Annotated in this window: 25 protein-coding genes and 1 riboswitch; of the genes, 13 read left to right on the forward strand and 12 right to left on the reverse strand. The window is 63.1% G+C overall.

Going from position 1 to position 24351, the window contains the following annotated elements; all coding sequences use genetic code 11:
• The first annotated feature begins 23 nt into the window (after positions 1–23).
• Positions 24–635, forward strand: a complete 612-nt coding sequence (locus AC07WT_RS05975; RefSeq protein ID WP_494946397.1) for a hypothetical protein — start codon at positions 24–26, stop codon at positions 633–635.
• Between the two features lie 134 nt (positions 636–769).
• On the opposite strand, the gene AC07WT_RS05980 is transcribed toward AC07WT_RS05975, so the two are convergent.
• Together AC07WT_RS05980 and AC07WT_RS05985 are read right to left on the reverse strand one after the other, a co-directional pair.
• Positions 770–2641 (reverse strand): glycosyl transferase family 1, encoded by a 1872-nt coding sequence (locus AC07WT_RS05980; RefSeq protein ID WP_494946398.1) that lies wholly within the window; start codon positions 2639–2641, stop codon positions 770–772.
• Positions 2642–2795: 154 nt separating this feature from the next.
• A complete protein-coding gene (locus AC07WT_RS05985; RefSeq protein WP_494946399.1) occupies positions 2796–3815 on the reverse strand; it encodes a DUF3443 domain-containing protein in 1020 nt (339 codons plus the stop codon).
• A gap of 1 nt (position 3816) precedes the next feature.
• On the opposite strand from AC07WT_RS05985, the gene AC07WT_RS05990 reads away from it, so the two are divergent.
• The 3 genes from AC07WT_RS05990 to AC07WT_RS06000 all read left to right on the forward strand — a co-directional run bounded on the left by AC07WT_RS05990 (position 3817) and on the right by AC07WT_RS06000 (position 5448).
• Positions 3817–4047 carry a hypothetical protein gene (locus AC07WT_RS05990; RefSeq protein WP_494946400.1) on the forward strand — a complete coding sequence of 77 codons (231 nt, stop codon included), beginning with the start codon at positions 3817–3819 and terminating at the stop codon, positions 4045–4047.
• A gap of 67 nt (positions 4048–4114) precedes the next feature.
• The gene (locus tag AC07WT_RS05995) at positions 4115–5209 is read left to right on the forward strand and encodes an IS630 family transposase (protein ID WP_492596519.1); all 1095 of its coding nucleotides are present in this window, start codon (positions 4115–4117) and stop codon (positions 5207–5209) included.
• A complete protein-coding gene (locus AC07WT_RS06000; RefSeq protein ID WP_429259590.1) occupies positions 5206–5448 on the forward strand; it encodes a DUF6429 family protein in 243 nt (80 codons plus the stop codon). Before AC07WT_RS05995 ends, AC07WT_RS06000 begins: the two co-directional genes overlap by 4 nt.
• A gap of 126 nt (positions 5449–5574) precedes the next feature.
• Here AC07WT_RS06000 and AC07WT_RS06005 read toward each other — a convergent pair whose 3' ends face one another.
• Positions 5575–6042, reverse strand: coding sequence for a DUF2844 domain-containing protein (locus tag AC07WT_RS06005; RefSeq protein ID WP_494946401.1), 468 nt, complete (start codon positions 6040–6042; stop codon positions 5575–5577).
• Positions 6043–6576: 534 nt separating this feature from the next.
• On the opposite strand from AC07WT_RS06005, the gene bamC reads away from it, so the two are divergent.
• Together bamC and AC07WT_RS06015 are read left to right on the forward strand one after the other, a co-directional pair.
• Entirely contained in the window at positions 6577–7809 is a 1233-nt protein-coding gene (gene bamC / locus AC07WT_RS06010; RefSeq protein ID WP_494946402.1) for an NlpB/DapX family lipoprotein, read from the forward strand.
• A gap of 201 nt (positions 7810–8010) precedes the next feature.
• Entirely contained in the window at positions 8011–8163 is a 153-nt protein-coding gene (locus AC07WT_RS06015; RefSeq protein ID WP_494946403.1) for a hypothetical protein, read from the forward strand.
• Between the two features lie 201 nt (positions 8164–8364).
• Here AC07WT_RS06015 and AC07WT_RS06020 read toward each other — a convergent pair whose 3' ends face one another.
• The 6 genes from AC07WT_RS06020 to AC07WT_RS06045 form a co-directional block, all read right to left on the reverse strand.
• Positions 8365–9291, reverse strand: coding sequence for a DMT family transporter (locus AC07WT_RS06020; protein ID WP_492592006.1), 927 nt, complete (start codon positions 9289–9291; stop codon positions 8365–8367).
• A gap of 369 nt (positions 9292–9660) precedes the next feature.
• Positions 9661–11259 carry an L-lactate permease gene (locus AC07WT_RS06025; RefSeq protein WP_494946404.1) on the reverse strand — a complete coding sequence of 533 codons (1599 nt, stop codon included), beginning with the start codon at positions 11257–11259 and terminating at the stop codon, positions 9661–9663.
• Between the two features lie 199 nt (positions 11260–11458).
• On the reverse strand, positions 11459–11911 hold the full coding sequence (locus tag AC07WT_RS06030; protein ID WP_494946405.1) for a hypothetical protein: 453 nt from the start codon (positions 11909–11911) through the stop codon (positions 11459–11461).
• A gap of 216 nt (positions 11912–12127) precedes the next feature.
• Positions 12128–12340, reverse strand: coding sequence for a YMGG-like glycine zipper-containing protein (locus AC07WT_RS06035; protein ID WP_115105211.1), 213 nt, complete (start codon positions 12338–12340; stop codon positions 12128–12130).
• Between the two features lie 306 nt (positions 12341–12646).
• Positions 12647–14578, reverse strand: a complete 1932-nt coding sequence (thiC, locus tag AC07WT_RS06040; protein WP_494946406.1) for a phosphomethylpyrimidine synthase ThiC — start codon at positions 14576–14578, stop codon at positions 12647–12649.
• A 244-nt stretch (positions 14579–14822) separates the two neighbouring features.
• Positions 14823–14941: riboswitch (TPP riboswitch) on the reverse strand.
• 188 nt (positions 14942–15129) lie between these two features.
• Positions 15130–15540 (reverse strand): GreA/GreB family elongation factor, encoded by a 411-nt coding sequence (locus AC07WT_RS06045; RefSeq protein WP_492592002.1) that lies wholly within the window; start codon positions 15538–15540, stop codon positions 15130–15132.
• A gap of 528 nt (positions 15541–16068) precedes the next feature.
• Here AC07WT_RS06045 and AC07WT_RS06050 point away from each other — a divergent pair.
• The gene (locus tag AC07WT_RS06050) at positions 16069–16545 is read left to right on the forward strand and encodes a hypothetical protein (RefSeq protein ID WP_494946407.1); all 477 of its coding nucleotides are present in this window, start codon (positions 16069–16071) and stop codon (positions 16543–16545) included.
• Between the two features lie 929 nt (positions 16546–17474).
• Here the strand turns inward: AC07WT_RS06050 and AC07WT_RS06055 are convergent.
• Positions 17475–17717: a hypothetical protein gene (locus AC07WT_RS06055; RefSeq protein ID WP_494946408.1), complete on the reverse strand. Its 243-nt coding sequence runs from the start codon at positions 17715–17717 to the stop codon at positions 17475–17477.
• 26 nt (positions 17718–17743) lie between these two features.
• On the opposite strand from AC07WT_RS06055, the gene AC07WT_RS06060 reads away from it, so the two are divergent.
• The 5 genes from AC07WT_RS06060 (at position 17744) to AC07WT_RS06080 (ending at position 21768) form a co-directional block, all read left to right on the forward strand.
• Positions 17744–18571, forward strand: coding sequence for a DUF1223 domain-containing protein (locus tag AC07WT_RS06060; protein WP_494946409.1), 828 nt, complete (start codon positions 17744–17746; stop codon positions 18569–18571).
• Between the two features lie 113 nt (positions 18572–18684).
• Positions 18685–19323 carry a cytochrome b/b6 domain-containing protein gene (locus AC07WT_RS06065; protein ID WP_494946410.1) on the forward strand — a complete coding sequence of 213 codons (639 nt, stop codon included), beginning with the start codon at positions 18685–18687 and terminating at the stop codon, positions 19321–19323.
• A gap of 23 nt (positions 19324–19346) precedes the next feature.
• Positions 19347–20114 (forward strand): molybdopterin-dependent oxidoreductase, encoded by a 768-nt coding sequence (locus AC07WT_RS06070; protein ID WP_494946411.1) that lies wholly within the window; start codon positions 19347–19349, stop codon positions 20112–20114.
• A gap of 108 nt (positions 20115–20222) precedes the next feature.
• A complete protein-coding gene (locus AC07WT_RS06075; protein ID WP_494946412.1) occupies positions 20223–20456 on the forward strand; it encodes a pentapeptide MXKDX repeat protein in 234 nt (77 codons plus the stop codon).
• Positions 20457–20838: 382 nt separating this feature from the next.
• Positions 20839–21768 (forward strand): EamA family transporter, encoded by a 930-nt coding sequence (locus tag AC07WT_RS06080; protein ID WP_492595173.1) that lies wholly within the window; start codon positions 20839–20841, stop codon positions 21766–21768.
• Positions 21769–21891: 123 nt separating this feature from the next.
• On the opposite strand, the gene AC07WT_RS06085 is transcribed toward AC07WT_RS06080, so the two are convergent.
• A complete protein-coding gene (locus tag AC07WT_RS06085) occupies positions 21892–23097 on the reverse strand; it encodes an MFS transporter (protein WP_494946413.1) in 1206 nt (401 codons plus the stop codon).
• 72 nt (positions 23098–23169) lie between these two features.
• Here AC07WT_RS06085 and AC07WT_RS06090 point away from each other — a divergent pair, with 72 nt between their 5' ends.
• Complete coding sequence (locus AC07WT_RS06090; RefSeq protein ID WP_494946414.1) at positions 23170–23475, forward strand: DUF2569 family protein; 306 nt, start codon at positions 23170–23172, stop codon at positions 23473–23475.
• A gap of 25 nt (positions 23476–23500) precedes the next feature.
• On the opposite strand, the gene AC07WT_RS06095 is transcribed toward AC07WT_RS06090, so the two are convergent.
• Positions 23501–24328: a phosphodiesterase gene (locus AC07WT_RS06095; RefSeq protein WP_494946415.1), complete on the reverse strand. Its 828-nt coding sequence runs from the start codon at positions 24326–24328 to the stop codon at positions 23501–23503.
• Positions 24329–24351 lie beyond the last annotated feature (23 nt).

Genomic DNA, 24351 nt, shown 5'->3' on the forward strand with positions numbered 1-24351 from the left:
ACGGCCTGAAAAACGGAACATCAATGAAGATTCGGATTCTCTCTATCGCCTGCGTCACGACCGCTGCCGCGCTGCTGGCCGCCTGCACGGCCGTCTACAAGAACTCGGATGCGTGCGAGCAGTTGATGCGAAGCAAGCTGGCTGAAACGTCGTCGGATACGCTGAAGATCGCCCATACGGGTGCCGGCATCGACGGCTCGCGGGTGGTCGTCGAAGGGGCGATCGAGCATGTGATGACGGCTTCGGAAGTCGCGGCAGCCTCGGCAGCGTCCGCGACTGCGGCCGCTTCCACGGCTTCTACCGCTTCCACCGCTTCTACCGCTTCCACCGCTTCCACCGCACAGGTGGCGCATGCGCCTCACGCGGCGGCGTCGGGCGCGCTAGCGGCTTCTGCAGCGGCTGCTGTTTCCGGTGCTTCGGGTGTTGCGGGGGCATCGGCGAGCGTTGCCGCGTCGGCGGCTTCCGCCTCCGGGGCAGAAGCGGTCTCGCTCAAACCCGCCAAGCCGAAGAAGGTCGTCAAGGCGGCGGCCGCCGAGTGCACGTTCCACGGTTCGGCGCTGAGCGTATTCAGCTGGCTGGCGCCGGCTTCGCTGGCTGCGCCGTCTGATGAAGGCGCCAGCGAAGCTGTCGAATAGTGCTTCCCGCCGCGCTCAATGCTGCTCCTGGTGTTCCGCGCAGTGCTCAGCTTATTGCGCAGTTCAGTGCTCAGTTCAGTGCGCATTTCAGTGCTCAGCGAGCACGGCCGGATCTGACCAGTTCCGGATAAACCTCAAGCCGCCGCCTCCACACGGCGGCTTTTGTTTTCGCACACCAGTTTCAGCACGCTTTCGCCGAACGCCTGCGGCTGTCCTTCGAAGCAGCGCTCCACGGCCCGCGTATCGATCAGGCGCCGGCGCAACGCGGTGCGTTCATCATGCTCGTCGATCATCCGCACGGCCGCGGCGATGTAAGCCTCGACGCTGCCGGCGGTGGTCCACGACGGCATGCCCACGCGCTCGAATAGCGCGCCGTCGATCCGCTCGAACACTTCCGGCCCGCGCTTGCAGACACCGGGCAAGCCAAGCGTGAGTGCATCGACGATACCGTTGGTATTGCCGAACGGAAACGGGCTGAGGAACAGATCGGACTGATTGACGCGCGCCAGATAGGCTGCGTAATCGTGAAAACCATGCACGACGGCGCCCGGCAGCGCGCGTCCGACAACGTCGCGGATCCGGTCGAACGGCAGACCGGAGGGCACGCCGGTCATGAAGTGAAACTCGACGGACGTCGCGGCGCGCATGCCGATCTCGCGGCAAGCATCGAGAAAGCCGGGGGTGAGCTTCATCGCGCTGGCGGTCACGATCACCTGGAGCGTGTCGCGCCGCGCCGGCGTCCGCGCGACGATATCGGGCAGCGCAAGCGATGCCCGATATGGCTGGCCGTCCTTCGGCAGTTTCATCAGGCGTTCGCTGAAGCAGGCGGGATCGCCGACATAGTCTTCCTCCACGCTGATGTAGTCGATCTTGTCGGAGTGCGTGGTGGCGGGGTGGCCGAGCCCCGCGATCTGCAACGGTGCAACGCGCAGGTTCGACATGAACACCGTTAGCACGAACATCCCGACGCTGGGCATATACAGCACGTCCGGCTGTTCGGCCTCGGCAAAGTCGCGAATCGTTTTCAGGCATTCGCCGACATAGTCCGGCTGCGCGAGCTCGATGAAGCGGTCGAAGATCGCCCGCCCGGCGTCGTCGAGCGCATAGCCGAAGCCGAAGCCCACCACCTCGAAATGCTCGCGCGCCGCTTCGAGCGTGCGCGAGTGCGTGCGATAGATCGAGTGCGCGCCGCTGAACCACTCCAGCACGACGACCATCAGCGGCTTCTTGCCGCGCTGCGTGCGCGCCCCGGCAGGCGTCTGCTTCGGCGCGGGCAGGTCGGTCAGGCCCAGTTGCGTCAGCTTGCGGCGCACCAGCACATTGATGTCCCGCTTGATCGCATGCCGCTGCGGCGTGTCGGCGTAGCTGCAGAACATGTATGCGTTGTGCAGCAAGGCGGTTGGCAGGGCGTCGAGGTCGTCGATTTGTTGCAGCTTGCCCGGCAGCCATTCCAGTAGTGCTTCGCGCTTGCCGTGCGCGCTCGCCGAACCCTTGAAGACCGGCGCCAGCAAGACGAGGGCGAGGCAGGCGGCAATGGTTTTGTCGTACGCCCAGAGCGCGGCGAAGTCGAGTTCCAGTTCGGATTCGGTCGAATAGAGCACGCACAGCTTCTCGATAAAGCTGTCCCCGGGCAGAAACTGTGTGTCCGCCTGACCACGGGGATTCAGACGGCAGGCGACATGGTCGGCGTTGCCGAACGCTGTGGTGGAGAACAGCAGGCCCATCCATTCATGCAGCGTGAGAAGCAATCTGACGCACTCGGCAGACGGCTGGAAATCCGGGTCGGCGAACAACGTGGAAACCGCGCTCGCGAGACGCGTGCAGAAGCGCTTGCGTTGCTCGTGGGGAAGCAGGTCGATCATGCCTGAAGCGCTGAAGCTGCCGTCCAGCTCGCCGCGCTTACCCTGAAGAAGCGCCAGCCCGGCGATAAGCTGGGCCGAGGCCTGTGCATACTGTTGCGTATAGACGAGTTGCTCGAAGCGGTCGAGCGCAAAGGTGAATTCCATCGTTTGAATATTTTAAGATATGCATGGCTAACTAAATCGAGAAGAAGTTAGCCGGAATCGCCGATTATCGCAGCCGCTATGCGTCAAATTTGTCAGCGCAACGATTTTGAGAATTTTCTGCGCCGGCGAATTCCGCATGTCCATCGTCCTGAGCTCAGAACGCGTAAAAGGGACCAGGCCCGGCCGACGTGACGCGCGCCGCGATCGCCGTGTAGACGCGCCGTCCGAAAAAGAACGGCAGGCCCCAGCCGAAGCTGTTGCTGGCAATCCCGGCCAGATCGTTGAACGCGTCATTCGACGAAGCGAACAGCGCGCGCGAATTGCCGACCGCAAACGACACCGTGCTCGACGCGCCGTCGGTGCCCATCATCGCGGCGCTCGCCGTTTGCGTCGAACTCGGGCAGTACCAGTAGCCGCATTGCGGAAACTGGGTGCTGGCAAAAAACAGCCCGTTCGAGCCGCTGTCGACATAGCTTTGTGAATAAGTCTGGCCGGCGCTGGCGGTGCGCACATAGCCCGTCTGCGGATTCGCCTTGACGACGGTTGCGCCGCCGAGCGTGTTGTTCGCCTGGGTGCCGATGCCGAAGATCATCGAACCCGACACGCTGGCCGCGCCGCTGTCGGCGATCGCCGGCAGGTCGATGATGACGCCGTTGTTGTCCAGCGCGAAGCTGCTGACCGGATTGGCGACTTGCTGTGCAAGGGCTTGCGTGCTGGCGATACAGGCGCCGCCGGCGTCGCAGCGGTAGTACCAGCGCGGCAACGCCGCATCGACGCAGCCGCTGCCGCAGTCGGCCGCGAACAGGCCGACGCCGAGAATGCCGTTGGCGCGCAGGCTGTTCGCCGTCAGCATCGCCGGTCCTGAGCCTGCGCAGTCCGTCGGCACGCTCGGCAGCGCGGAGTCGGCGATCAGCTGGATCGGGATCGAGGCGGCCAGCTGACCCGCCATGCGGACATCCGCACTGCGCACCGAGCCCCACGCGTAACCGCCGCCGAACACAGCGCACTCGCCGACGATGCCGCTGCCCGACGCGACAGCGGCGAGCTGCACGCTGGCCGGCAGCGCCGACGCGAGGATCCGCAAGCCGTGCGAGCCGGTATCGACCTGAATGTCGTCGATCGTCGCGCAATTGCCGGTGCCGGGCTGGCAGACGGTGACGCTGGTCGTCAGCATATTGCGCGTCAGGCCCGGCGCGGCGCTGACCGTGATCGGCTGGACGTTGGGTGTGGTCGACTGCGGCACAGAGGTGGATGGGCCGGCTACGGCTGGTCCGGATCCAGGCGAGGCAGGATCCGCGGCAGCCGGTGCGCTCGCGGCGCTGGCAGGGCTGGCCGGGTTGGCCGCGGTCGAGGCGGCCGGGGTGCTGCCGCCACCGCCTCCGCAACCCGCTAGTGTCCTGAGTTAGAAATTCATTGAAAGATGTCAATCCCGTACTAAAGTGTCTTGTGTGGCACTTGATACGGGAGGTAACGATGAGCGGACGGCCCAAAGGAGAACTCGTGCTGAGCGAATCGGAACGCGAACAACTGCAAGCGCTGACGATGCGACGCAAGACGGCACAGGCCCTGGCATTGCGGGCGCGCATCGTACTGGCTTGTGCCGATGGTATGGATAACAAGACAGTTGCGGCGAAACAGCGGGTCACTCAGCAAACGGTTTCGAAGTGGCGGGCGCGGTTCGTGATCCACCGTCTGGACGGACTGCTTGATGCGCCTCGGCCCGGCGCGCCGAGAACGATCGATGACGCGCGCGTCGATGCTGTCATTGCGAAGACGCTCGAGTCCGTTCCTGTCGGAGCTACTCACTGGAGCACGCGCACGATGGCTCATGAGATGAAATTGTCGCAGACCGCAGTCACGCGAATCTGGCGTGCTTTTGGTTTGCAACCGCATCGGCAGGAAACGTTCAAGCTCTCCAGCGATCCGATGTTCGTCGACAAGGTGCGAGATATCGTCGGGCTTTATCTGGATCCGCCGCTCAAGGCCATGGTGCTGTGCGTGGACGAGAAGAGCCAGATTCAGGCGCTGGACCGCACGCAACCCATATTGCCACTGGCACCCGGCATCGCTGAGCGACGCACGCATGATTACATGCGCCACGGCACGACCACGCTGTTCGCTGCGCTGGACATTGCTACTGGTGAAGTGATCGGGGAGGTACATCGGCGCCATCGCAGCAGCGAATTCCTGCGCTTTCTGCGTACCATCGAAGCCAGCGTGCCATCCGGTCTGGATGTGCATCTGGTGATGGACAACTATGGGACGCACAAAACACCCTCGATCAAAGCCTGGTTCGCTCGCCATCCTCGCTTCCATGTTCACTTCACGCCCACTTCGGCGTCCTGGCTTAATCAGGTCGAACGCTGGTTCGCCACGCTCACTGAAAAATACCTTCGACGCGGCACGCATCGATCGACACGTCAGCTCGAAGACGCGATTCGTCATTACCTGGACACCTATAACGCTAATCCCCAGCCGTTTGCCTGGAGCAAGTCGGCTGACGAGATCCTGGCCAGCCTCGAACGGTTTTGTGTGCGGGTTCGTAAGGCCGCGGGAGTAGCACCATGAAAATCAATACCGATGCAATTGATGAAGTCGCCCTGGCACTCCTCTACCTGACCCTGCATGATCGATACCGCGCATGGAAGGGTTTCGACTGGGATGTGCTAAATCGGCTCTACGAACGCGGCTTCATTGATGATCCGGTCAACAAGACGAAATCCGTGATCTTTACCGAAGAAGGGTTGCGCGAGTCCGAGCGGCTTTTTAATCAGCATTTCGTCATTTCGGATAGAGCGGAAGATTGATTCAACGAACTTCTAACTCAGGACACTAGTGCGGCGCAGATCAGGGGCAAGGCGTGGAGATGAACGGAGGTCTTCATGGCTTCCTCGTGATGTCTTTTTATGGCGTCTCTCTGTGGAGTTTGCTGGTCAGCGGAAGTCGTCGGGTGTGACGCCGGCCGGCAGGGCTGCCGGCAGCCACGCGCGTCCGACATAGCCGCGCATCGGCCCGCCGGATTCAACGATCACGTCCGGACGGACCACCCGCGAGGTGTGCAGGTTGCCGCCCGCCGTCAAGGCGGCGCCCGCGCGGTAGGAGTCGGCGTACTTTCCCAGTAGCGCGCGCAGATCGGGCATGGTCGGACCCTGCCAGGTGTAAGCGACGATCTGGCCGGTGCTCGACGCGTATTCGGTGACCGTGGTATTGCCCGTATCGGTCAGCGTGCGCATGCGCAGCGTGCCGTTCAGCAGGGTTTGCGGCGCGCTCCATGCAGCCGCTGGATCTGCCTGGCCGGGCATCGTGCCGCCCAGTTCGGCGCGCGCATCGGCTCCGCCGAGTAGCAGAACAAGCAGCAGCGTCGAGGCGGTGACGGTGGGCCGGAAAAAAGGATTTGGCATGGCTTTGTGCTCCGCAGGTGGTCCGCGGATTTTTATCAGGATGGCCAATTCAAGATAGCACTGAGGACTCTTGACCTTTGTAGGACGGGACAGGCACCGCTTTCCGTAATCTCAAAATAGATGCGCCGAGAGGACGGGAAAAGCCTTTCAAAACAATGATCTGATGAATTTGTAGGGGATGCCTGACAGTCAAGCGGGAAGTGTTGTGAACTGTTAAATTTCGCTGCTTGATGAAGCAGGAGAGGAGGCGGAGGCGGAGGAGGAGATGGCAGGGATGGCAGGGATGGCAGCAGAAGAGCAGCAAACGAACGACCCGGCAACGCCCGGCGCCGGCCGTTCCGGGGTACCGGCGAGGTCACCGGCCCGGGCGGTCTGGCGGCTTGCCAGCAAGCCATTAGCGCGTGCATTTCGCTGGTCGCACAGTATCCAATTCGCGGGCAAACCCCTCTTTTTGCACATGTGTCGCCGGGATCGGTAAAATGTTGGGTTGATCCACGGAAACTTGCCGTGGCGTAGCGGAAGGATTCCCCGAACATGACTGATCTTCGTCTTACCAAGCGGTTTGCAGTAATGCTGATGGCAGGCGGGCTGGTCGCCGGCTGCGGCACGTCGTCGCCGACCAAAATCGACTACAAGAGCGACTCGAAATCGAAGCAGGTGTCACTCGCCGTACCGCCGAACATGATCGATGAGACGTCCGATCAGCGTTCGTTGCCCCCGCAAGGCGGCGAAACCTCGTTGTCCACGCTCAAGCAGGTGCAGGCGCAAGCGCCGGTCGCCAACAGCGTGGCCGTCGTACCGCCCGTCACTGGCATGCATATCCAGCGTGACGGCACCGAAAGCTGGCTGGTGATCGACAACAAGGCGCCCGACCAGGCGTGGGCGCAGGTCCGCCGCTTCTGGCAGGAACAGGGCTTCCTGCTGGTGGTCGACCAGCGCGACAAGGGCGTGATGGAAACCGACTGGAACGAAACTCACGCGCAGATCAACGACGGCCTGATCCGCAGCACGCTGTCGAAGGCGATGGGCAACAGCTACGTGAGCTCGGAGCGTAACAAATACCGTACGCGTCTCGAAGCGGCGCCGAACGGCGGCACTTACGTGTTCATCAGCCAGAAAGGCTTGCGCGAAGCGCTCACCGGCCCGAACAACGATTCGAGCAAGTGGGAACCGAAGCCAAACGATCCCGGCCTCGAACAGGAATATTTGAAGCGCCTGATGGCGGCGCTGGCGCTCGCCGATTCGCGCACCGGGTCGGGCGATACGCGAAGCGGCGAGCTGTCGCCGGCCGGCGCGCAAACCGCGCCGAATGCGGCTACGGCGGGGGCGAAGTCGGCGGCTGCGGCCACCGCGGCTCAAAACGTCGCGCTGTCGGCGCAGCAGCCGTTGCCGGACGCAGACTCGGCGAATACCGCGGCGCAGTTCTCCTCCACCGAATTGACGCTCGGCGAGCCGTATGACCGTGCGTGGCTGCGCGTGGGCCTTGCGCTCGATCGCAGCAACTTCACCGTCGACGATCGCGACCTCAACCGGGGGCTGTACTTCGTGCGCTACGTCGATCCGAAGGATATGAGCTCGGCCGAGCAGGGCTTCTGGAGCCAGGTATTTCACGGCAAGAAAGAAAAGGTCGCCAAGCAGTATCGCGTGAACGTGCGCGCGGTGACGCCGGACCAGACGCGTGTGGCCGTGGTCGACGAAAACGGTCAGATCGACCAGAGCGCGCCGGCCAGGCAGATCATGAGTCTGATGGTCGACCAGCTGCGCTGAATGAAGTCGTAGTACGCAGAAACGCAGTCTGAAAACCCGCCCGGAATGCAAATCGGGCGGGTTTTTTTATGCCTCTCGCTATTTCTCGCTATTGAGCACGGCGGTGTTCGTTGCTGCGCACGCGTTTTGCTTCCGCGCAGGAACACCGGTACCAACCGGATACCAACGCGAAATCAACGCGGATACCTGCGGGAGTTGACCATGTTCGACGTGATCCCTTACTGGATGTGGGCTGCGAGCTTGCTCGTCCTCGCGCTCGTGTGCGGAGCCGCTTTGGCGCCGCGGGAACCGTGGCGGCCGACCGGCCTGCGGATGCGGCATACGTCGCAGCGTACGAAATGGCCGGTGCCTTGAATCAAGGCGGTTTAAAAGCGGTTCTGGCGCTTGAAGCATTGCCTCGCGGCCGCCGCGCGCGGCCTCGGTGGCCCCGTCGCCTATCGCTCGTAGGGCGACGGTTTCGCCCGCACTCCGGTGGAGTGCGGGCTATTTTTGGGTGCGCGGGAATGGCTGCGATCGGCAGAGGTGGCGATGTCGAGGACATCGCCCAAGCGGAGTTCAGGTGTCGGCGCGGCGCGTTCCGAGCCACGGCAGCCGTTTGATCACCCCGGTGGCGAGCGCGGTGCCGACCAGGATCACGCCGCAGCCTTCCAGCATGCCGGGCGACACGCTTTCGCCGAGAAACAGCGCGCCCCACAGAATGCCGAAGATCGGAATCACGAAGGTCACTGTGATTGCACGCGCCGGCCCGGCCACCGCGATCAGATGGAAGAACAGCATATACGCGACGCCGGTGCACGCGACACCCAGCGCGATCACGGCGCCCCACGCATGCAGCGAGATCGGCGTGGCCGGCCAGTAGATCACGGCGAGCGGCAGCAAAACGATGGTGGCGCCGGTCATCGTGCCGGTCGCCACGGTCAATGCGTCGACGCCTGTCAGGTGCCGTTTCGTGTAATTGGCGGCGATGCCATACAGCAGCGTGGCGCCGAGCGCGGCGCCGGCCGCGAGCGCGGTTGTCAGCGGCGTGGCGGCCGAGCCGTTCGGCGCGGCGATCTGATCCCACACCAGCATCAATACGCCGAGAAAGCCGATCACGAGACCTAGCGTGCGCAGCGCGCTCAGGCGATCGCGCAGCCATAAGAAGCCGACGAGCGCGCCCCACAGCGGCGTGGTTGCATTGATCACCGAGGTGACGCCGGCCGACAGCGTCAACTCCGCATAGGCGAAGAGACAGAAGGGTGCCGCCGAATTCAGGATGCCGACCACCAGCAGCGGAAAGGCCCGCGTGCGCAGCGTCGCGGCCGACTGGCGCAGCGGCCGTCGCGCGATCAGCACGATCGCAAGGAAGGCCGCGCCGATGCCGACACGCAGCGCCATCAGCGGCGCGACGCCGAAGTCGGTCACGCCGACGCGGATAAACAGAAACGACGCGCCCCATAGGGCGGCAAGGATCAGCAACTGCAACAGATTTTTAGCATTCATTGTGGTGGCGCCGCGCGCGGTTGAGTCGAGACGCCAGCGCATCGTAGCAGCGCAATCGCCCGAAACGTTTCAGGCTGGAATGAAATGGCAAGATCCGGGAGAGGAGAGGCGTCTGATAGCGTGATCGTAAGTGCTGCCGGTGCGCTCGCAAAACGAGTAATTCTCACGCTGATGTGAGAAAAATTGCGATGAAAATGGCGCGATGCAGCCGGCGAAGCTGGTGCGGTGGGGCAGGCGGTGGGCGCACGTGAATTTTATTGCGGCAGCGCAGCAGTTGCGCAAGCCTCCGTGAGCGGGGCAGACATGGCGCCCAACACCAAACGGGCGCACCGTCCGAATTGCGCGCCCGCCGATAAACCCGCTCCGCATTCAGTGCGGAATCATCCCTTGCAAGACGTTTTGTTGCAGCCAGACGAGCACGCCGAGTATCACCGTCAACAGAATCGAATGCTTGAAGGTCTTCGCGAATACGACGCCTTCTTTGCCCTTGAGGTCGGTGGTCGCCACGCCCGTCGAGATGTTTTGCGGCGAGATCATCTTGCCCATTACGCCGCCGGACGAGTTGGTCGCCGCCATCAGGATCGGGTTGAGGTTCAGCTGGTTGGCGGCTACCACCTGCAGATTGCCGAACAGTGCGTTGCCCGACGTATCGCTGCCGGACAGGAACACCGCGACCCAGCCGAGGAAGGCTGACACCAGCGGAAAGAACGGTCCGACCGACGCGACGCCCAGGCCGAGCGTGTAGTTGAGGCCCGAGTAGTTCATCAGATACGCAAGCCCCACGATGGTCGCCACCGTCAGGATGGCGATGCGCGTCTGGACCCAGGTGTCGACGATCGCCGCGCCGAATTCGCGCGCGCCGAGTCCCACCACGAACGACGTGATGATGGCGGCCACCAGAATCGCCGTGCCGGTACCAAGCGGCTGGAAGTCCCACACTGCGCTGTACGGCGTGTTGTACAGCGTGATGAAGACGGCCTTGTCGAGTCCCGGCCACGGCACCTTGACGTCGCCGATCAGAAAGACCTTCGCGATGGTCCAGACGATCACCACCACCGACACGATGATCCACGGATACCAGCCCTGGCCGCCGCCGATCTTGCCGCGCACCTCGCCGACGCGGTCGATGTTGACAGCGAATTGCGGATCGGCGACGGGTTTCCAGACGCGCAGGAACGCGATCGTCACGATCAGCGACACCAGCGACGACAACACGTCGGTCAGGCTGTAGTTCACGTAGTTCGACGCGACGAACTGCGTCAGCGCGAAGCTCGCGCCCGACACCAGCAGCACCGGCCACACGCGCAGCATGTTGCGAAAGCCCGCATACATGCCGATCACGTAGAACGGCAGCAGGAGCGCGAAGAACGGCAACTGGCGGCCGACCATCTTGGCGAGCGAGTCGGCCGGCAGGTGCGTGACCGCGCCGAGCACCGTGATCGGCACCCCCAGCGCGCCGAACGCGACCGGCGCCGTGTTGAAGATCAGCGTGAAGGTGAGCGCCTCGAGCGTCGGAAAACCGAGCAGGATCAGCAGCGAACTGGTGATCGCGACCGGCGTGCCGAAGCCGGAGATGCCTTCGAGCAGCGCGCCGAACGAAAAGCCGACCACCACCAGCACGACGCGCCGGTCGTTCGGCAGGTTGTCGATCATCCACATGCGGAACGCCGCGAAGCGCCCCGAGCGCTGCGCGATGTTGTAGAGCAGGATCGCCGCGAACACGATCCACATGACCGGCCAGCAGGCGAACACCGCGCCCGCCACCACCGAATCGACCGCGAGCTTGACTGGGAACTGCCAGACGAAAATCGCCACAATCAAGCCGGCGATCAGGCCGGCGAGCGATGCTTGCCACGCCGGCCGGCGGGCCCAGCCGAGCAACAGCAGCACGACGATGATCGGCAATGCGGCGACGAGGAACGACGGCAGTAGCGAATTGCCGACGGGCGTGAGTAGTTGGTGAAACATCGCGTCTCCTTCGTTGTTATTCGAACTCGACGCGGGACTACGCACTACCGGGCGCGTCGCTCTGGTGTGACGGATGGGCGTCGGCGGCGCGTGTGAAATGCGCCGGGGCGCTTATTTAAACGGGTACTGCGTGCGGCAATCCCAAGCATAGAGCCCGGGCGCGGCGCGTCAAGAAGGGAAACTACCGGCGAAGCGCGCTTCAGTGATGGCGGCCGTGGCCACCCCACCAATAGCCGAAGCCGATCGACAGGGACGGCCCATACCAGCCGGGATAGCCGTAGTAAGCCGGATACACGGGCGGCGGATAGTAGGCGGGGTAGACCGGCGCGACGTAGACGGGTGGCGGTTGGGCGACCACGTAGGCCGGCGGCGCGTACTGCGAATCGGCTTGCGCCTGCTGTGCAGATTGAGCCTGTTGTTGTGCGGTCGAACCGTTGGGTCCAACCGGTACTTCGCGCTGAGCCGCATCGGCTGGCACGGTAGCGTAGTACGGGTAATAGGCCGGATAGTAGCCGTATGGGTAATAGCACCCGGACAGCGTGAGAATGGAAAGCGCGCCGGTCAGCGCAATTCCTGTTTGTGAAATGCGCGGTACGCCGCGGGGGAGCCGCTGGCTCATCGCGCTGAGGGTATTGATGACCCGGGACTTCATGACGCGCTCCTGTTTGCATCGGACGCCCTCATCCGGGTGTCATGCCATGAGCTTACGCCGCGGTCGCCCGCGCAGGATTGCAAAACCGTAACGGCTTATTTCACGTCATTGCACAGCGTGTTCAAAAGCGGTCGGCATCAAGCCGCGGTGCTTGAAGTGCCGCCGTTTCCGGTCGTTCGCGAGCCGCAGCTATGGGCGCGGCTCGCTTCGAGTCGCTTACTTGCCGACCTGATTGCCGATAATGCCGCCGGCTGCTGCGCCGCCGAGAGTCGATAGCGCATTGCCGCCGATCGCGGCACCGGCCACGCCGCCGACACCCGCGCCGATTGCGGTATCGCGTTGCCGCGTAGTCATGCCGTCACACGCCGAAAGACTCGCCACGACAGCGACGATCGCCGCGAACGTACCGATTTGTCGGATCGATTTCATGATGCCTACTCCAGTGGTCAGTGGTTATTCGGAACAGGACACGCTTGCGCCGTCCGTTTATTTGATCTTATCGCCGCAGCCGGTATCCAGATGTGTGCGCTTGTCAGCGGACTGTCGGTTTCGTAATCAAATGTTTCCGATGGAGCAGCATGCGGCGTGCCCGCTCGCGCAGAAACGCTGCAGAAACGCTGCAGCAACGCAAAAGCCCGCCAGGGGCGGGCTTCGACGCTGCAACGCAGTAGTTCCAGATCAGGTAGTTCAGGCGGCCCGGCAGCGGGCGCGCAAAACGCGCCCGCCCTACGAACCTTATTGCCGCTGATAAATCTCGGCGCCTTTCTTCATGAACTCGATCGACTTCACTTCCATGCCTTTCTTCAGCGCTTCGTCGTCGGAGACGCCTTGTTGCGCTGCGAATTCGCGCACGTCCTGGGTGATTTTCATCGAGCAGAAGTGCGGGCCGCACATCGAACAGAAGTGCGCGACCTTGGCCGAATCCTTCGGCAGCGTTTCGTCGTGGAATTCGCGTGCCTTGTCCGGATCGAGACCGAGGTTGAACTGGTCTTCCCAACGGAATTCGAAACGCGCCTTCGACAGCGCATTGTCACGCACCTGCGCGCCCGGATGGCCCTTCGCCAGGTCGGCCGCATGCGCGGCGAGCTTGTAGGTGATGATGCCGGTCTTCACGTCGTCCTTGTTCGGCAAGCCGAGGTGCTCCTTCGGCGTGACGTAGCAGAGCATGGCCGTGCCGAACCAGCCGATCATCGCCGCGCCGATGCCCGACGTGATGTGGTCGTAACCGGGGGCGATATCGGTGGTCAGCGGTCCCAGCGTGTAGAACGGCGCTTCGTCGCACCATTCCAGCTGCAGGTCCATGTTTTCCTTGATCAGTTGCATCGGCACGTGGCCAGGGCCTTCGATCATCGTCTGCACGTCGTGCTTCCATGCGATCTGCGTGAGTTCGCCGAGGGTCTTCAACTCGCCGAGTTGCGCTTCATCGTTCGCATCGTAGATCGAACCGGGGCGCAGGCCGTCGCCCAGCGAAAAGGCTACGTCATACGCCTTCATGATTTCGCAGATGTCTTCGAAGTGCTCGTACAGAAAGCTTTCCTTGTGATGCGCGAGACACCACTTCGCCATGATCGAGCCGCCGCGCGAGACGATGCCGGTCATGCGCTTCGCGGTCAGCGGCACGTATTGCAGACGCACGCCCGCGTGGATCGTGAAGTAGTCGACGCCTTGTTCGGCCTGTTCGATCAGCGTGTCGCGGAAGATTTCCCACGTCAGGTCTTCCGCCTTGCCGTTGACCTTTTCCAGCGCCTGATAGATCGGCACCGTGCCGATCGGCACCGGTGAATTGCGGATGATCCACTCGCGCGTTTCGTGGATGTGCTTGCCGGTGGACAGATCCATCACCGTGTCGCCGCCCCAGCGGATCGCCCACGTCATCTTGTCGACTTCTTCGCCGATCGACGACGTCACCGCCGAGTTGCCGATGTTCGCATTCACCTTCACGAGGAAGTTGCGGCCGATGATCATCGGCTCGCTTTCCGGGTGGTTGATGTTGTTCGGGATGATCGCGCGGCCGCGGGCCACTTCTTCACGCACGAATTCCGGCGTGATTTCCGTGAGGCCGTTCGGACCGAACGCGCTTGCGCCGAACGCCTGGCCCGGATGCTGACGGCCCATCATCGCTGCGAGTTTTTCGCCGTTCGGACCGCTCGTACGCAGGCTTTCCAGATATGCGGCGCGCTGCTGATTCTCGCGAATCGCGATGTATTCCATTTCCGGCGTGATGATGCCTTTCCTCGCGTAGTGCATCTGCGAGACGTTCTTGCCGGCGACGGCGCGGCGCGGCGTGCGGTGCAAGCCCTGGAAGCGCAGTTCGGCGGTGGCCGGATCGGCGGCGCGTTCGCGGCCGTACTGGCTCGTGAGGCCGTCGAGGGCTTCAGTGTCGCCGCGTTCTTCGATCCAGCGTTGACGCAGCGCCGGCAGACCCGCGCGGATGTCGATCTTCGCGTCCGGATCCGAGTAGGGGCCCGACGTGTCGTAGACGAAGACCGGCGGATTCTGCTCGCCGCCGAAGCTATCCGGCGTATCGGCCTGGGAGATTTCGCGCATCGGCACGCGGATATCGAGTCGCGAGCCGGTCACGTAGACCTTGCGGGAATTCGGCAGCGGGGCGACAGCGGCGGCATCGACGTGGGCGTCGGCGGAAAGGAACTTCGGATTGGCGTTCATGCATATCTCCTGTGTCGACCAGAGTTGACGCTTTAGCGTCTTACTCTGGTCCCATGCAATTCGTTGCGGTCGACCGGAGTTGACGCTTTAGCGTCTTACTCTGGTCCCATGCAATTCGTTGCGGTCGACCGGAGTTGACGCTTTAGCGTCTTACTCTGGTCCCATGCAAAGCAATGTGGGGCCGCTAAGCAGGAGACGAGATGAATGTCGTCGGAATTCGCGAGAGATGAAACAGTAGAGCTGGGTGCGAACTCCGTACGCTTCCCTGCGCTGGCATTATCCAGATCAGGTTCAAAGGGTATTTCTCACCCACGCAACACGGACCTCCAACCTCCGTGCGACGCAGGACCCCCGCGTTAGCAGCGCACACGATACACCGGCCGGACGCTGCTTGGCAACCCGTCTAGAAATTTTGGATGGCGGATATAACGCCGCTCAGCCGTGCACTATTCTTAAGTTGATTGGGTCGTCAGACATGATGCGGTGCAACAGCGGCGCGCCGCGAAAGCGCGTTCGGGTTCGCGCCGGTTGGTTGACGCGGGTTGATTGATTTACCGCGTGAAATCGTCGGCGGCTTCGGGCTGAAACAGAATCTTTTCGAGCTTCAGCACTTTTTCCGTGCCGCTTGGCGGCGTGAAGCGGATGCGATCGCCGCGTTTGGCGCCGAGCAAGGCGAGGCCGGCCGGTGAAAACACGTTCAGGCGGCCATGCGCGAAGTCCGCGTCGGGCGGGTAGACGACCGTCCAGGTCATGTGCTCGCCGCTGGTTTCGTCGACTAGCGTGGCTTGTGAATTCATCGTGACGACGTTCGCCGGAATGTCGCGTGACTCGACGATGACGGCGCGTTCCAGCACGTCGCCGAGCATGTCGTGCAACCTGGCGTCGGCGCCGGGTGCGGCGGCGTGCTTTTCAAGACGGGCGACGTCGAGTTCGGTCAGGTAACAGGTTTTGGTCTTTTTCATGACGGGTTCTCCAATTCGATCTGCATGTAAGGGGACAGCGTGCGGATGAGATCGGCCCGGAGCCCGGCGACGTGGCTCCGGCGAAGGGGCGCAGCGTTCAGATCGGGCGCCGGGCGGCGAGAAGCGGGAGCGTTCGGGTCGGCTGGCCGGCGCGCTGCGGCGATACGTTCGCGCGTGCGCAACCGGTCGCGCGGCGGGGGCGCAAGCGGGTGAAGGCACGGTAGATCGGAAAACGCATCGGAATAGCCGGCAGATAAAGGGAGGTTCGGATGAGCGCCGGATGTAGGCGAAAACGGCGCGATCGAAAGGTGAATGTTAGCACGGGCGGGACGCCTCTTTATTCGATGCCGGGCGCGGGTGGCGCGGTGGAGGGTTTTTCGCTGCGATGGGTTTAAGGGCGTTGCGGCCCGTGCCGTTATCCCGTTGGTAGGCGAGAGGTCGCTGTCCGGTGGCGCCGGGCGACCCTTGGGGCGCTGGCGGCGCATTGACAGCGCGATGCGATTTGAGACGGCGTAAGGAGAAGTGCTGATGAAAACGAGAACAGGGCGATTCGGAGCGCTGACCGTGGTGGCCGTGATGGCGACAATGTCTGCTGCGCCGACTATGGCGACGGCTTCAAGTGGCGGGACGATCACTTTCTCCGGAGCGATTGTGGCGCCGCAGTTCGAGATTTCGGCGGCGTCGGCTGCGGGGGCGAGTGTCGGGGCGACTGGCGCGCAGCTCGCGCGGGTGGCTTCTTCAGCGGGGACGGTGACTTTCAATGCACCGTCGGGGGTGGCGTCGGGTGCTGAGGTTGCCTTGCAGGTGAACGGCGGCGCGACGGCGCGTGATGATGCGGTTGCTACGCGGTTTGTCGACGGCTCCGGGCGTGTTTTTGCCGCTGCGCGGGATGGGCATTATCGCGTGGGCCGCGATGGGGGGGTGTTGTCGTTGTCGCTATCTGCGAAGCAGAGGGCGGTGGTGGCCGAGGAGACGCGGGTGACGGTGATTGTTAGTTACGATTGATTTTCTTTTTTTGCCTGCGCGGGGCTTTCTGGTTGTGTTTTTTCCTACGGCAGTGCCTTTCGTTGTTCTGACTTCTTTGGCCTTTCCTTGATTTGATATTGGTCTATTAGCTTTCCCCCTGTGCGGGGGAGCACCTACTTTTCTTTGCCGGCCGCAAAGAAAAGTAGGCAAAAGAAAGCGGCTTCACACCGCAGGTACTAAGCGGGCACCACTGCCATCAACGGGGAGTGGAGGCCACCTGATCTGTGCCAGTGCACCTTCACGCCCCGGTGACAAGGCAGTCATCCGCCCCTTCTCGCGCTGCGCGCTCGCCGGAAAGGTACTTCATCCAACCACCCACTACGTTTGGCGCCTGCGCTTTGCGCAGGGCGTAGCTCGCCATTTCACGCGTGCGCGCCGCGCCGTTACGCCCAGGTTCTGCTCGGTAATCCAGATCTGCACCTCGCCGAGGCGAAGCCGATGGCCCCTGCTCGCGCAAAACGAAGCGGGAGGTTTGGGATGGACCTTGCCGGCGAGCGCGCAGCGCGAGAAGGGGTGGATGACGGCCTTGTCACTGGCGGTAACCAACCACGGTGTGGTCCGGCAGGTTTCCACTACCGGTGGTTGACCGAGGTGCCCGCTTCAGAATTGGCGGTTTGAGCCGCTTTCTTTTGCCTACTTTTCTTTGCGGCGGCAAAGAAAAGTAGGTGCTCCCCCGCACAGGGGGAAAGCTAATAAACCAATACCAAATCAAGGAAAGGCCAAAGAAGTCAGAACAAGGAAAGACCAACGCCGTAGGCAGACAGACATAAGAAGCGCCGCGCAGGCAAAAAATCAAGGAAGACCAACGCCGTAGGCAAACAGACATAAGAAGCGCCGCGCAGGCAAAAAATCAAGGAAAGACCAACGCCGTAGGCAAACAGCCATAAGAAGCGCCGCGCAGGCAAAAATCAAGAAAAGACCACCGCCGCAGGCACACAGAACAATGCCGCCGCCAAAGGCAAAAAAACAACCAAAGACCAGCCCCGTAGGCGAACAAAAATGAGCGCCGCGCAGGCAAACAAAACAAACCACCACAGGCGCACAATGACCAACACCAGCCAAGAAAAAAAGCAAAACCCCCACGCGGAGCGTGCAAAAAAACCAAAAAATATTTCCAACCGGTTGTCATAACCGGCCCCCACCTTCGACAAACGTGCAAATCCAGATGGAGCACGCCATGCAAACTGCACTGACCCGCCGAGCCAACCGGCCCTTTACGCGAGTAATCGCGTTCACCATCGCGTTGGCCACGCTGGCCACCAGCGGCCTGGCAACAGCGGCCACCGCCATGTGCACGTCCCACAGCCCATCTCACCGCGTAGCGCTAGTGGAGCTCTACAGCAGCGAAGGCTGCAACAGCTGCCCTCCAGCCGACAGCTGGCTGAGTCAGTGGAAAAACAGCGGCGCCACCCAAAGCATCGTGCCATTGGCACTACACGTCGACTATTGGAACAGCCTGGGCTGGAGCGACCGCTTCTCGCAGCATCGTTTCACCGAACGTCAGCAAACCCTGGCCGGCGGCCACACAATCTACACGCCCGAAATCTTCATATCAGGCCGCGAGCTGCGCAGCTGGTCGCAGCACGACAGCTTCGCGAGCCGCGTCGGCAAACTCGTAGCCGAACCGGCACAAGCCAACGTCGCCCTGCAACTGAAGCCACAAGCGAAGGGCGCATTCGACGTCGACGCGCAATTCGCCGCCCAAACCCCCGCTTCGGCCAACACGCTAAACGCTTATGTCGCGGTTTATCAAAACGCGCTGACCTCGCAAGTGCGCGCCGGCGAAAACAGCGGCGCAACCCTGCATCACGAAAGAGTGGTGCGGCAATGGATCGGCCCCGTGCCGCTGATAGCCGGCAACGCGCAAATCCATCGCGGCATCCGTATCGACGACGCGGATGTCAACGCCGCCACATCGGCCGACAGCTTCGGCGTAGTCGCCTTCGTCGAGAACGCCGCGACCGGCGACGTACTGCAAGTCGCCGAACTGGCCGCCTGCCATTGATCGCACCAATCGCACCAATCGCACCAATCGCGCCAATCGCACCAATTGCACCAATCGCACCAATCGCACCAATCGCGCCGCGCTCGCCGCGCCACTATTCACGGGAGACTTTCATGGCTACTCCTCACACGCTAAGCAAAGCCGCACCGCCCGCGGCGCCGCTCAGCAGCACGATTCATCCAGTGTGGGTGCGCGTCACGCATTGGCTCAACGCGCTGGCGGCCATCGTGATGATGCTGTCAGGCTGGCGCATCTACGACGCCTCGCCGGTCTTTCCAGGTTTCACCTTTCCGCCCGCGATTACCCTCGGCGGCTGGCTCGGCGGCGCGCTGCAATGGCACTTCGCGGCGATGTGGCTGCTGGTCTTCAACGGCCTTGTGTATCTCACGCTGAATCTGCTCAGCGGACGCTTCGTGCGCAAGTTCCTGCCGCTCTCGCCGCGCGCCGTGCTGCACGACTTCGTCGCGGCGCTCACCGGCAAGCTCTCGCACGCGGACCTGCGCGTCTACAACGCGGTGCAGAAATTCGCTTACCTGTTCGTCGTCTGCGATCTGATCGTGCTGGTGCTGTCGGGCCTCGCGATCTGGAAGTCGGTGCAGTTCCCGCTGCTGCGCGAGTTGATGGGCGGTTACGACAACGCGCGCATCGTGCACTTCTGCGCAATGTCGCTGATGGCGGCCTTCATCGTCGTGCACCTGACGATGGTGGCGCTCGTGCCGCGCTCGCTCCTCGCGATGTTGCGCGGACGGTGAGTCAAGCTTAAGGACATCGAATCATGAATCAACCCGCTAAAAAACTCGACCGCGAATCGATCCTGATCGACGCACGACGCGAACTCGCGATGCCGTCGCGGCGGCTGTTCGGCAAACGGCTTCTGACGCTCGGCGGTCTGTCGCTGCTGACCGGCTGCTCGCTGACCGACGACGAATCGGTCAACAAATTTCTGATGATGGTGTCGCGCCTGAACGACCGCGCGCAAGCCGCGCTGTTCGATCCGAAGCGGCTCGCGCCGACCTACACGGAGGCGCAGATCACGCGGCCGTTCCCGTTCAACGCGTATTACGGCATCGACGAAGTGCCCGAGGTCAATGCGTCCGACTACAAGCTCAAGGTGAGCGGCCTCGTGACCGGCCAGCGCGTCTGGACCTTGCCCGAGCTGTACGCGCTGCCGCACGCCGAGCAGATCACGCGGCATATCTGCGTGGAAGGCTGGAGCGCGATCGGCCGCTGGGGCGGCACGCCGTTCGCCGACTTTTTGCGGCGCATCGGCGCGGACACCAGCGCGAAGTACGTCGGCTTCAAATGCGCGGACGACTACTACGAAAGCATCGACATGCCGACCGCACTGCATCCGCAGACACTGCTCACGTTCTCCTACGACGGCGAGCGTCTGCCCGCGAAATACGGTTTTCCGATGAAGCTGCGTATGCCGACCAAGCTCGGCTACAAGAATCCGAAGCACATCGTCGAGATGTTCGTCACCAACACGTATCCCGGCGGCTATTGGGTCGACCAGGGCTACAACTGGTTCGGAGGTTCCTGACGCGCGCGGGTCGGGCATGCGAAATGCGTGACCCCGAGCGGCAGAGGCTTCGGCAGCACGCCGGCCCAAGCCGGTTCAGATTCACCCACAACACAACGGAGTCATCCCATGAAAAAATTCGCAATCGCAGCATTCGCAGTCGCCTTCCTGACCAGCGGCGGCGCCGCGTTCGCGCAGGCAAGCGGTGCCATGTCCAACGACGCGATGTCGAAGGATTCGATGTCCAAAGACAGCATGTCCAAGGACCACATGAAGAAGGGCGCGATGAAGCACGACAAGATGAAAAAAGGCAGCGACGCGATGGGCACGAAGCAGGAAGCGTCGGGCGCCATGGGCAACTGACGTATCGCGCGATGCCGTCCGCATGGATCGAGCACGGCACGTCGCGCATGGCAGGTGGCGCGTGACCTGAAGCCGGGGAGACGTTCCCCCGGCTTTTTTGTTGCAAGTACACCAATAAGTTACGATTCTTTCGAGCGGCGCGGTGTGCGCTTACTGCATAATGCGGCGTCGCGCCAGACGTTTGGCGCGTGTCAGCCGTGGACCGATCCTTCTCGAGCGCCGCGGCGTTATGGCCCCTTTGGCCAACTATCGTCCTTCCGTTCCACCGACATGTCCGCCAGCCTCGCCCGTCAGACCGCATCGCCGATGCGGCGCCCGCCATCCCGTCACAGGGTCCTTAGCGGGGGCGCAGCGCCTCGAGCGGCATTGGCGGTTTGAACGCATGTCGCTGCAATCTCCCAACCGCTTTCCGCGTGGTTTCCCGATCCGCTTGCCGCAGTCCCACAACGGACAGATCGCGCTCGCGCTCGCCGTCGTTTATCTCGTGTGGGGCTCGACCTATCTCGCGGTGCACGTGGCGCTCGGTTCGTTTCCGCCCTTGTTGCTCTCCGGTTTGCGCAACCTGTTTGCCGGCATCGGGCTGTTCGTGTTTGCGGCGCGCCGCGCACCGGTCTGGCCGAGCTTCGCTGAAATCCGCCATGCGGGCCTCGTCGGCACGATGCTGGTCGGCCTGTCGAGCGGCATGCTGGCTTTCGGGATGCGTACCGTCGGCACCGGCACGGCGGCGGTGATGGTCGCGACCGTGCCGTTGTTCGCGACGGTGATCGCGGCGGTGGCGGGGCGGCAGATCGCGAGAGGCGAGTGGTTCGCGGTCGGCCTCGGGCTCTTCGGGATCGCGATCCTGAGTCACGGTGACAACTCGCCGGGCTCGGCGGGCGGCAGCCTTGCGATTCTGTGCGGCGCACTCTTCTGGGCCGGCGGCGCACATCTGGCCGGACGTCTGAAGCTGCCGTCGGATCTGTTTCTATCGACGTCGTTGCAGATCGGCCTTGGCGGCGCGATGTCGACGATGGTCGCGTTGGCATCGGGCGAGCGGATGTTCGAGGTGCATTTTCTGCCGGTGCTGGCGTTCATCTACCTGATGCTGATCGGCACGATGGCCGCGTATGTCGCCTATGGTTTTCTGATCCGCCACACGAGTCCGATCATCGCCAGCAGTTGCATGTATGTGAATCCGGTGGTCGCGGTGGCGCTCGGCGCGCTGCTGCTCGGCGAGCCGGTCACGCATTCCACCGTGATCGCGACCATCGTGATTCTGGCGAGCGTGGGCCTGTCCTTCTGGTTCGATCGCCGGAAGAAGAGTCTCGCGTGAGGCGCGCGGCGGCGCGCCGCATTTAAAGCGCCGCTGCCACTTCCGCGCCTTCGCGGATCGCGCGTTTCGCGTCCAGCTCGGTCGCGACCCTGGCGCCGCCGATCACGTGGTAGCGCGGGCACCTCAACTCAAAGCCTCACTCCTGGCTGCAAGCCGCAAATGATTCCATGCAGCCAGCGCGGCAAACCCCAATCCGGCAACACTCACTCCGATCCATCCAAAAGTCGGCCAGACAAAAGCACCGACCCCCGACCCCAGGGCTCCGCCAATAAAATAGGCGACCATATAAACCGTATTCACTCGGCTGCGCGCGTCGGGCTTCAGCGCGTAAATTCTGGATTGGTTGGAAATCTGCGCCGCCTGCACACCGACATCCAGGACGATCACGCCAATCACGAGCCCTACCATGCTCTTCGCCGACAACGCAAATACGACAAACGAAATCGCCACCAGCACGATCGACAGCGTGATAATCGCCCGCGGCCCGCGTCGGTCGGAAAACTTGCCGGCCAGCGGCGCGGCCATCGCCCCGGCAGCGCCAACAATCCCGAATAGTCCCGCCGCCTGCGGCCCAAGATGAAACGGCGCGCCTGCCAGCAGCAACGCCAGTACTGACCAGAAAATACTGAACGCCGCGAACATCGCCGCGCCCGTCAGCGACGCTTCGCGCAATGCCCGATGCTCGGCCACCAGATGCCACATCGAGACAAGCAGCTTGCCGTACGCGAGAGTCGACGTCGGTTTGCTCTTCGGCAAGCGCAGGATGACCACCGCCGCCAGCACGATCAGCGCGACGACGGAAGCGCTGAATACCGCGCGCCAGCCGAAATACTCGGCGACGAGACCCGCCGCGGTCCGGGCCAGCAAAATCCCGAGCAACAGGCCGCTCATCACCGTGCCGACCGCATGCCCGCGTTGCGCCGGCGGCGCCAGCTCGGCTGCGAACGGCACGGCCTGCTGCGCGATGGTGGCGAGCACGCCGATCGCGAGGCTCGCCGCGATCAGCACCGGCAGCGTCGGCGCCGCAGCGGCCACCACCAGCGCGACGCACATGGCCGCGATCTGCAACAGGATCAGCAGGCGCCGATCGAAGCGGTCGCCGAGCGGCGCGAGCAACAGCATCCCGGCCGCGTAGCCGAGCTGTGTCACGGCGGGCACCGCGCCAACCCACGACGCGCTGCCCGGAAACGACTGCCGGAAGTTATCGAGCAGCGGCTGGTTGTAGTAAATATTCGCCACCGCCACGCCGGCAATCGTCGCGAGCAGAAGCAATAGCCCGCGCAATGAGCGGTCGGCGGATGCGGAAGACGAGGGGTCGGAAGTGGACATGAGAAGAGCCGTCGATGGACCGGCCCATGCGCGGTCCTCAAGCGTGCCGATCATACCGGAGCAGGGCGGATCATGCTGATCGTGGCGGTCGGCTGCGACGTGATCATCGGCGCGTTTATCGTGGCCGGCGCGGGCTGGCTTTCGTTACTCGCGTGGCGCAAATCGGCGCGCTTTCCGGTTCAGGTTCAGGCCTGGCTGTGCGCGATCGTCGTCATGCGCACCGGCGCCTATCTGCTTGGCGACTACCTGAGTCAGGCGATCGCTATCGACATCGCGATGCCGTTCGACGGCTTCATCCAGGCGGTTGTCGCGGCCGCGCTCGGGATACCGTATTTCAGGCTGTCCCGGCGCGTGCAAGATACCTTCGTGGCCAACTGACCTGGCAACTGAGCCGGCAACGGCGTCAGTCGATCAACTCGCCGTCAGGCTCATAGAACGGATACGGCCCGTCGGCCTCGTCGACATACGCGTGATACGTGATGATTCCGGTTGCCGGATCGTAGCGGTGCAGCGCATACGCGGGCGGTTCCATCACGAATGCGGACGGCGCCTCTTCGCGCAGATCGAGCGCGACCTGATGCGCGGGCGCCGGCACCGCCGACGCAATCGTGCCGCCGAAGCGCACGAACATCGGCCGGTGCACATGTCCGCAGATCACCCGCTCGACATTCGGATAACGCGCGATCAACGCAGCGAGTTTGTCCGACGCAGCCGGATCGAGCCGCAGCTCATCCATATGCCCGATCCCGCACGCGAACGGCGGATGATGCAACGCGACCACCGTCGGCTTGCCTTGCGCCGCATCGAGTTGCGCCGCGAGCCACGCGAGCCGCGCGTCGCACAGATTGCCGGCGCTCTGGCCCGGCACCATCGAATCGAGCGCGATCACGCGCAGCGGACCGACGTCGACCGCGTATTGCACGAACTCGCCGCCGCCTTGCAACTCCGCGCGGTTCGGGAACGCCGCGCGCAACGCGGTGCGCTCGTCGTGATTGCCGACCAGCAGGTAGTAGGGGATCTCGAGCGGCGCGAGCAGCGCCTTGAGGTGTTCGTACTGGTCCGGGCTGCCTTGATCGACCAGGTCGCCGGTCATGATCACCGCGTCGGGACGCGGCTCCAGCGCATTGAGCGCGGCGACGCAGCGCGCGAGGTAGGCGCCGGTGTCGACGCGCCGATAGGCCAGCGCGCCGGGCCGTTTGATATGCAAGTCGCTAATTTGAGCCAGCAGCATGGGGAGGTCCTTTTTTTGCGCGC

The sequence above is a fragment of the Paraburkholderia sp. GW821-FHT02A12 genome (assembly GCF_059422005.1).

What these genes read in the sequence shown, in the direction of transcription:
- AC07WT_RS06000 (WP_429259590.1), top strand. Translation starts at nt 5,206, where the DNA reads ATGAAAATCAATACCGATGCAATTGATGAAGTCGCCCTGGCACTCCTC.
- AC07WT_RS06030 (WP_494946405.1), bottom strand. Translation starts at nt 11,911, where the DNA reads ATGAAGTCCCGGGTCATCAATACCCTCAGCGCGATGAGCCAGCGGCTC.
- AC07WT_RS06020 (WP_492592006.1), bottom strand. Translation starts at nt 9,291, where the DNA reads ATGAATGCTAAAAATCTGTTGCAGTTGCTGATCCTTGCCGCCCTATGG.
- AC07WT_RS06005 (WP_494946401.1), bottom strand. Translation starts at nt 6,042, where the DNA reads ATGCCAAATCCTTTTTTCCGGCCCACCGTCACCGCCTCGACGCTGCTG.
- AC07WT_RS06090 (WP_494946414.1), top strand. Translation starts at nt 23,170, where the DNA reads ATGCTGATCGTGGCGGTCGGCTGCGACGTGATCATCGGCGCGTTTATC.
- AC07WT_RS06085 (WP_494946413.1), bottom strand. Translation starts at nt 23,097, where the DNA reads ATGTCCACTTCCGACCCCTCGTCTTCCGCATCCGCCGACCGCTCATTG.
- AC07WT_RS06095 (WP_494946415.1), bottom strand. Translation starts at nt 24,328, where the DNA reads ATGCTGCTGGCTCAAATTAGCGACTTGCATATCAAACGGCCCGGCGCG.
- AC07WT_RS06050 (WP_494946407.1), top strand. Translation starts at nt 16,069, where the DNA reads ATGAAAACGAGAACAGGGCGATTCGGAGCGCTGACCGTGGTGGCCGTG.
- AC07WT_RS06065 (WP_494946410.1), top strand. Translation starts at nt 18,685, where the DNA reads ATGGCTACTCCTCACACGCTAAGCAAAGCCGCACCGCCCGCGGCGCCG.
- AC07WT_RS06045 (WP_492592002.1), bottom strand. Translation starts at nt 15,540, where the DNA reads ATGAAAAAGACCAAAACCTGTTACCTGACCGAACTCGACGTCGCCCGT.
- thiC (WP_494946406.1), bottom strand. Translation starts at nt 14,578, where the DNA reads ATGAACGCCAATCCGAAGTTCCTTTCCGCCGACGCCCACGTCGATGCC.
- AC07WT_RS06075 (WP_494946412.1), top strand. Translation starts at nt 20,223, where the DNA reads ATGAAAAAATTCGCAATCGCAGCATTCGCAGTCGCCTTCCTGACCAGC.
- AC07WT_RS06080 (WP_492595173.1), top strand. Translation starts at nt 20,839, where the DNA reads ATGTCGCTGCAATCTCCCAACCGCTTTCCGCGTGGTTTCCCGATCCGC.
- AC07WT_RS06025 (WP_494946404.1), bottom strand. Translation starts at nt 11,259, where the DNA reads ATGTTTCACCAACTACTCACGCCCGTCGGCAATTCGCTACTGCCGTCG.
- AC07WT_RS06060 (WP_494946409.1), top strand. Translation starts at nt 17,744, where the DNA reads ATGCAAACTGCACTGACCCGCCGAGCCAACCGGCCCTTTACGCGAGTA.
- bamC (WP_494946402.1), top strand. Translation starts at nt 6,577, where the DNA reads ATGACTGATCTTCGTCTTACCAAGCGGTTTGCAGTAATGCTGATGGCA.
- AC07WT_RS06070 (WP_494946411.1), top strand. Translation starts at nt 19,347, where the DNA reads ATGAATCAACCCGCTAAAAAACTCGACCGCGAATCGATCCTGATCGAC.
- AC07WT_RS05980 (WP_494946398.1), bottom strand. Translation starts at nt 2,641, where the DNA reads ATGGAATTCACCTTTGCGCTCGACCGCTTCGAGCAACTCGTCTATACG.
- AC07WT_RS05975 (WP_494946397.1), top strand. Translation starts at nt 24, where the DNA reads ATGAAGATTCGGATTCTCTCTATCGCCTGCGTCACGACCGCTGCCGCG.
- AC07WT_RS06015 (WP_494946403.1), top strand. Translation starts at nt 8,011, where the DNA reads ATGTTCGACGTGATCCCTTACTGGATGTGGGCTGCGAGCTTGCTCGTC.
- AC07WT_RS06035 (WP_115105211.1), bottom strand. Translation starts at nt 12,340, where the DNA reads ATGAAATCGATCCGACAAATCGGTACGTTCGCGGCGATCGTCGCTGTC.
- AC07WT_RS05985 (WP_494946399.1), bottom strand. Translation starts at nt 3,815, where the DNA reads ATGCTGACGACCAGCGTCACCGTCTGCCAGCCCGGCACCGGCAATTGC.
- AC07WT_RS05995 (WP_492596519.1), top strand. Translation starts at nt 4,115, where the DNA reads ATGAGCGGACGGCCCAAAGGAGAACTCGTGCTGAGCGAATCGGAACGC.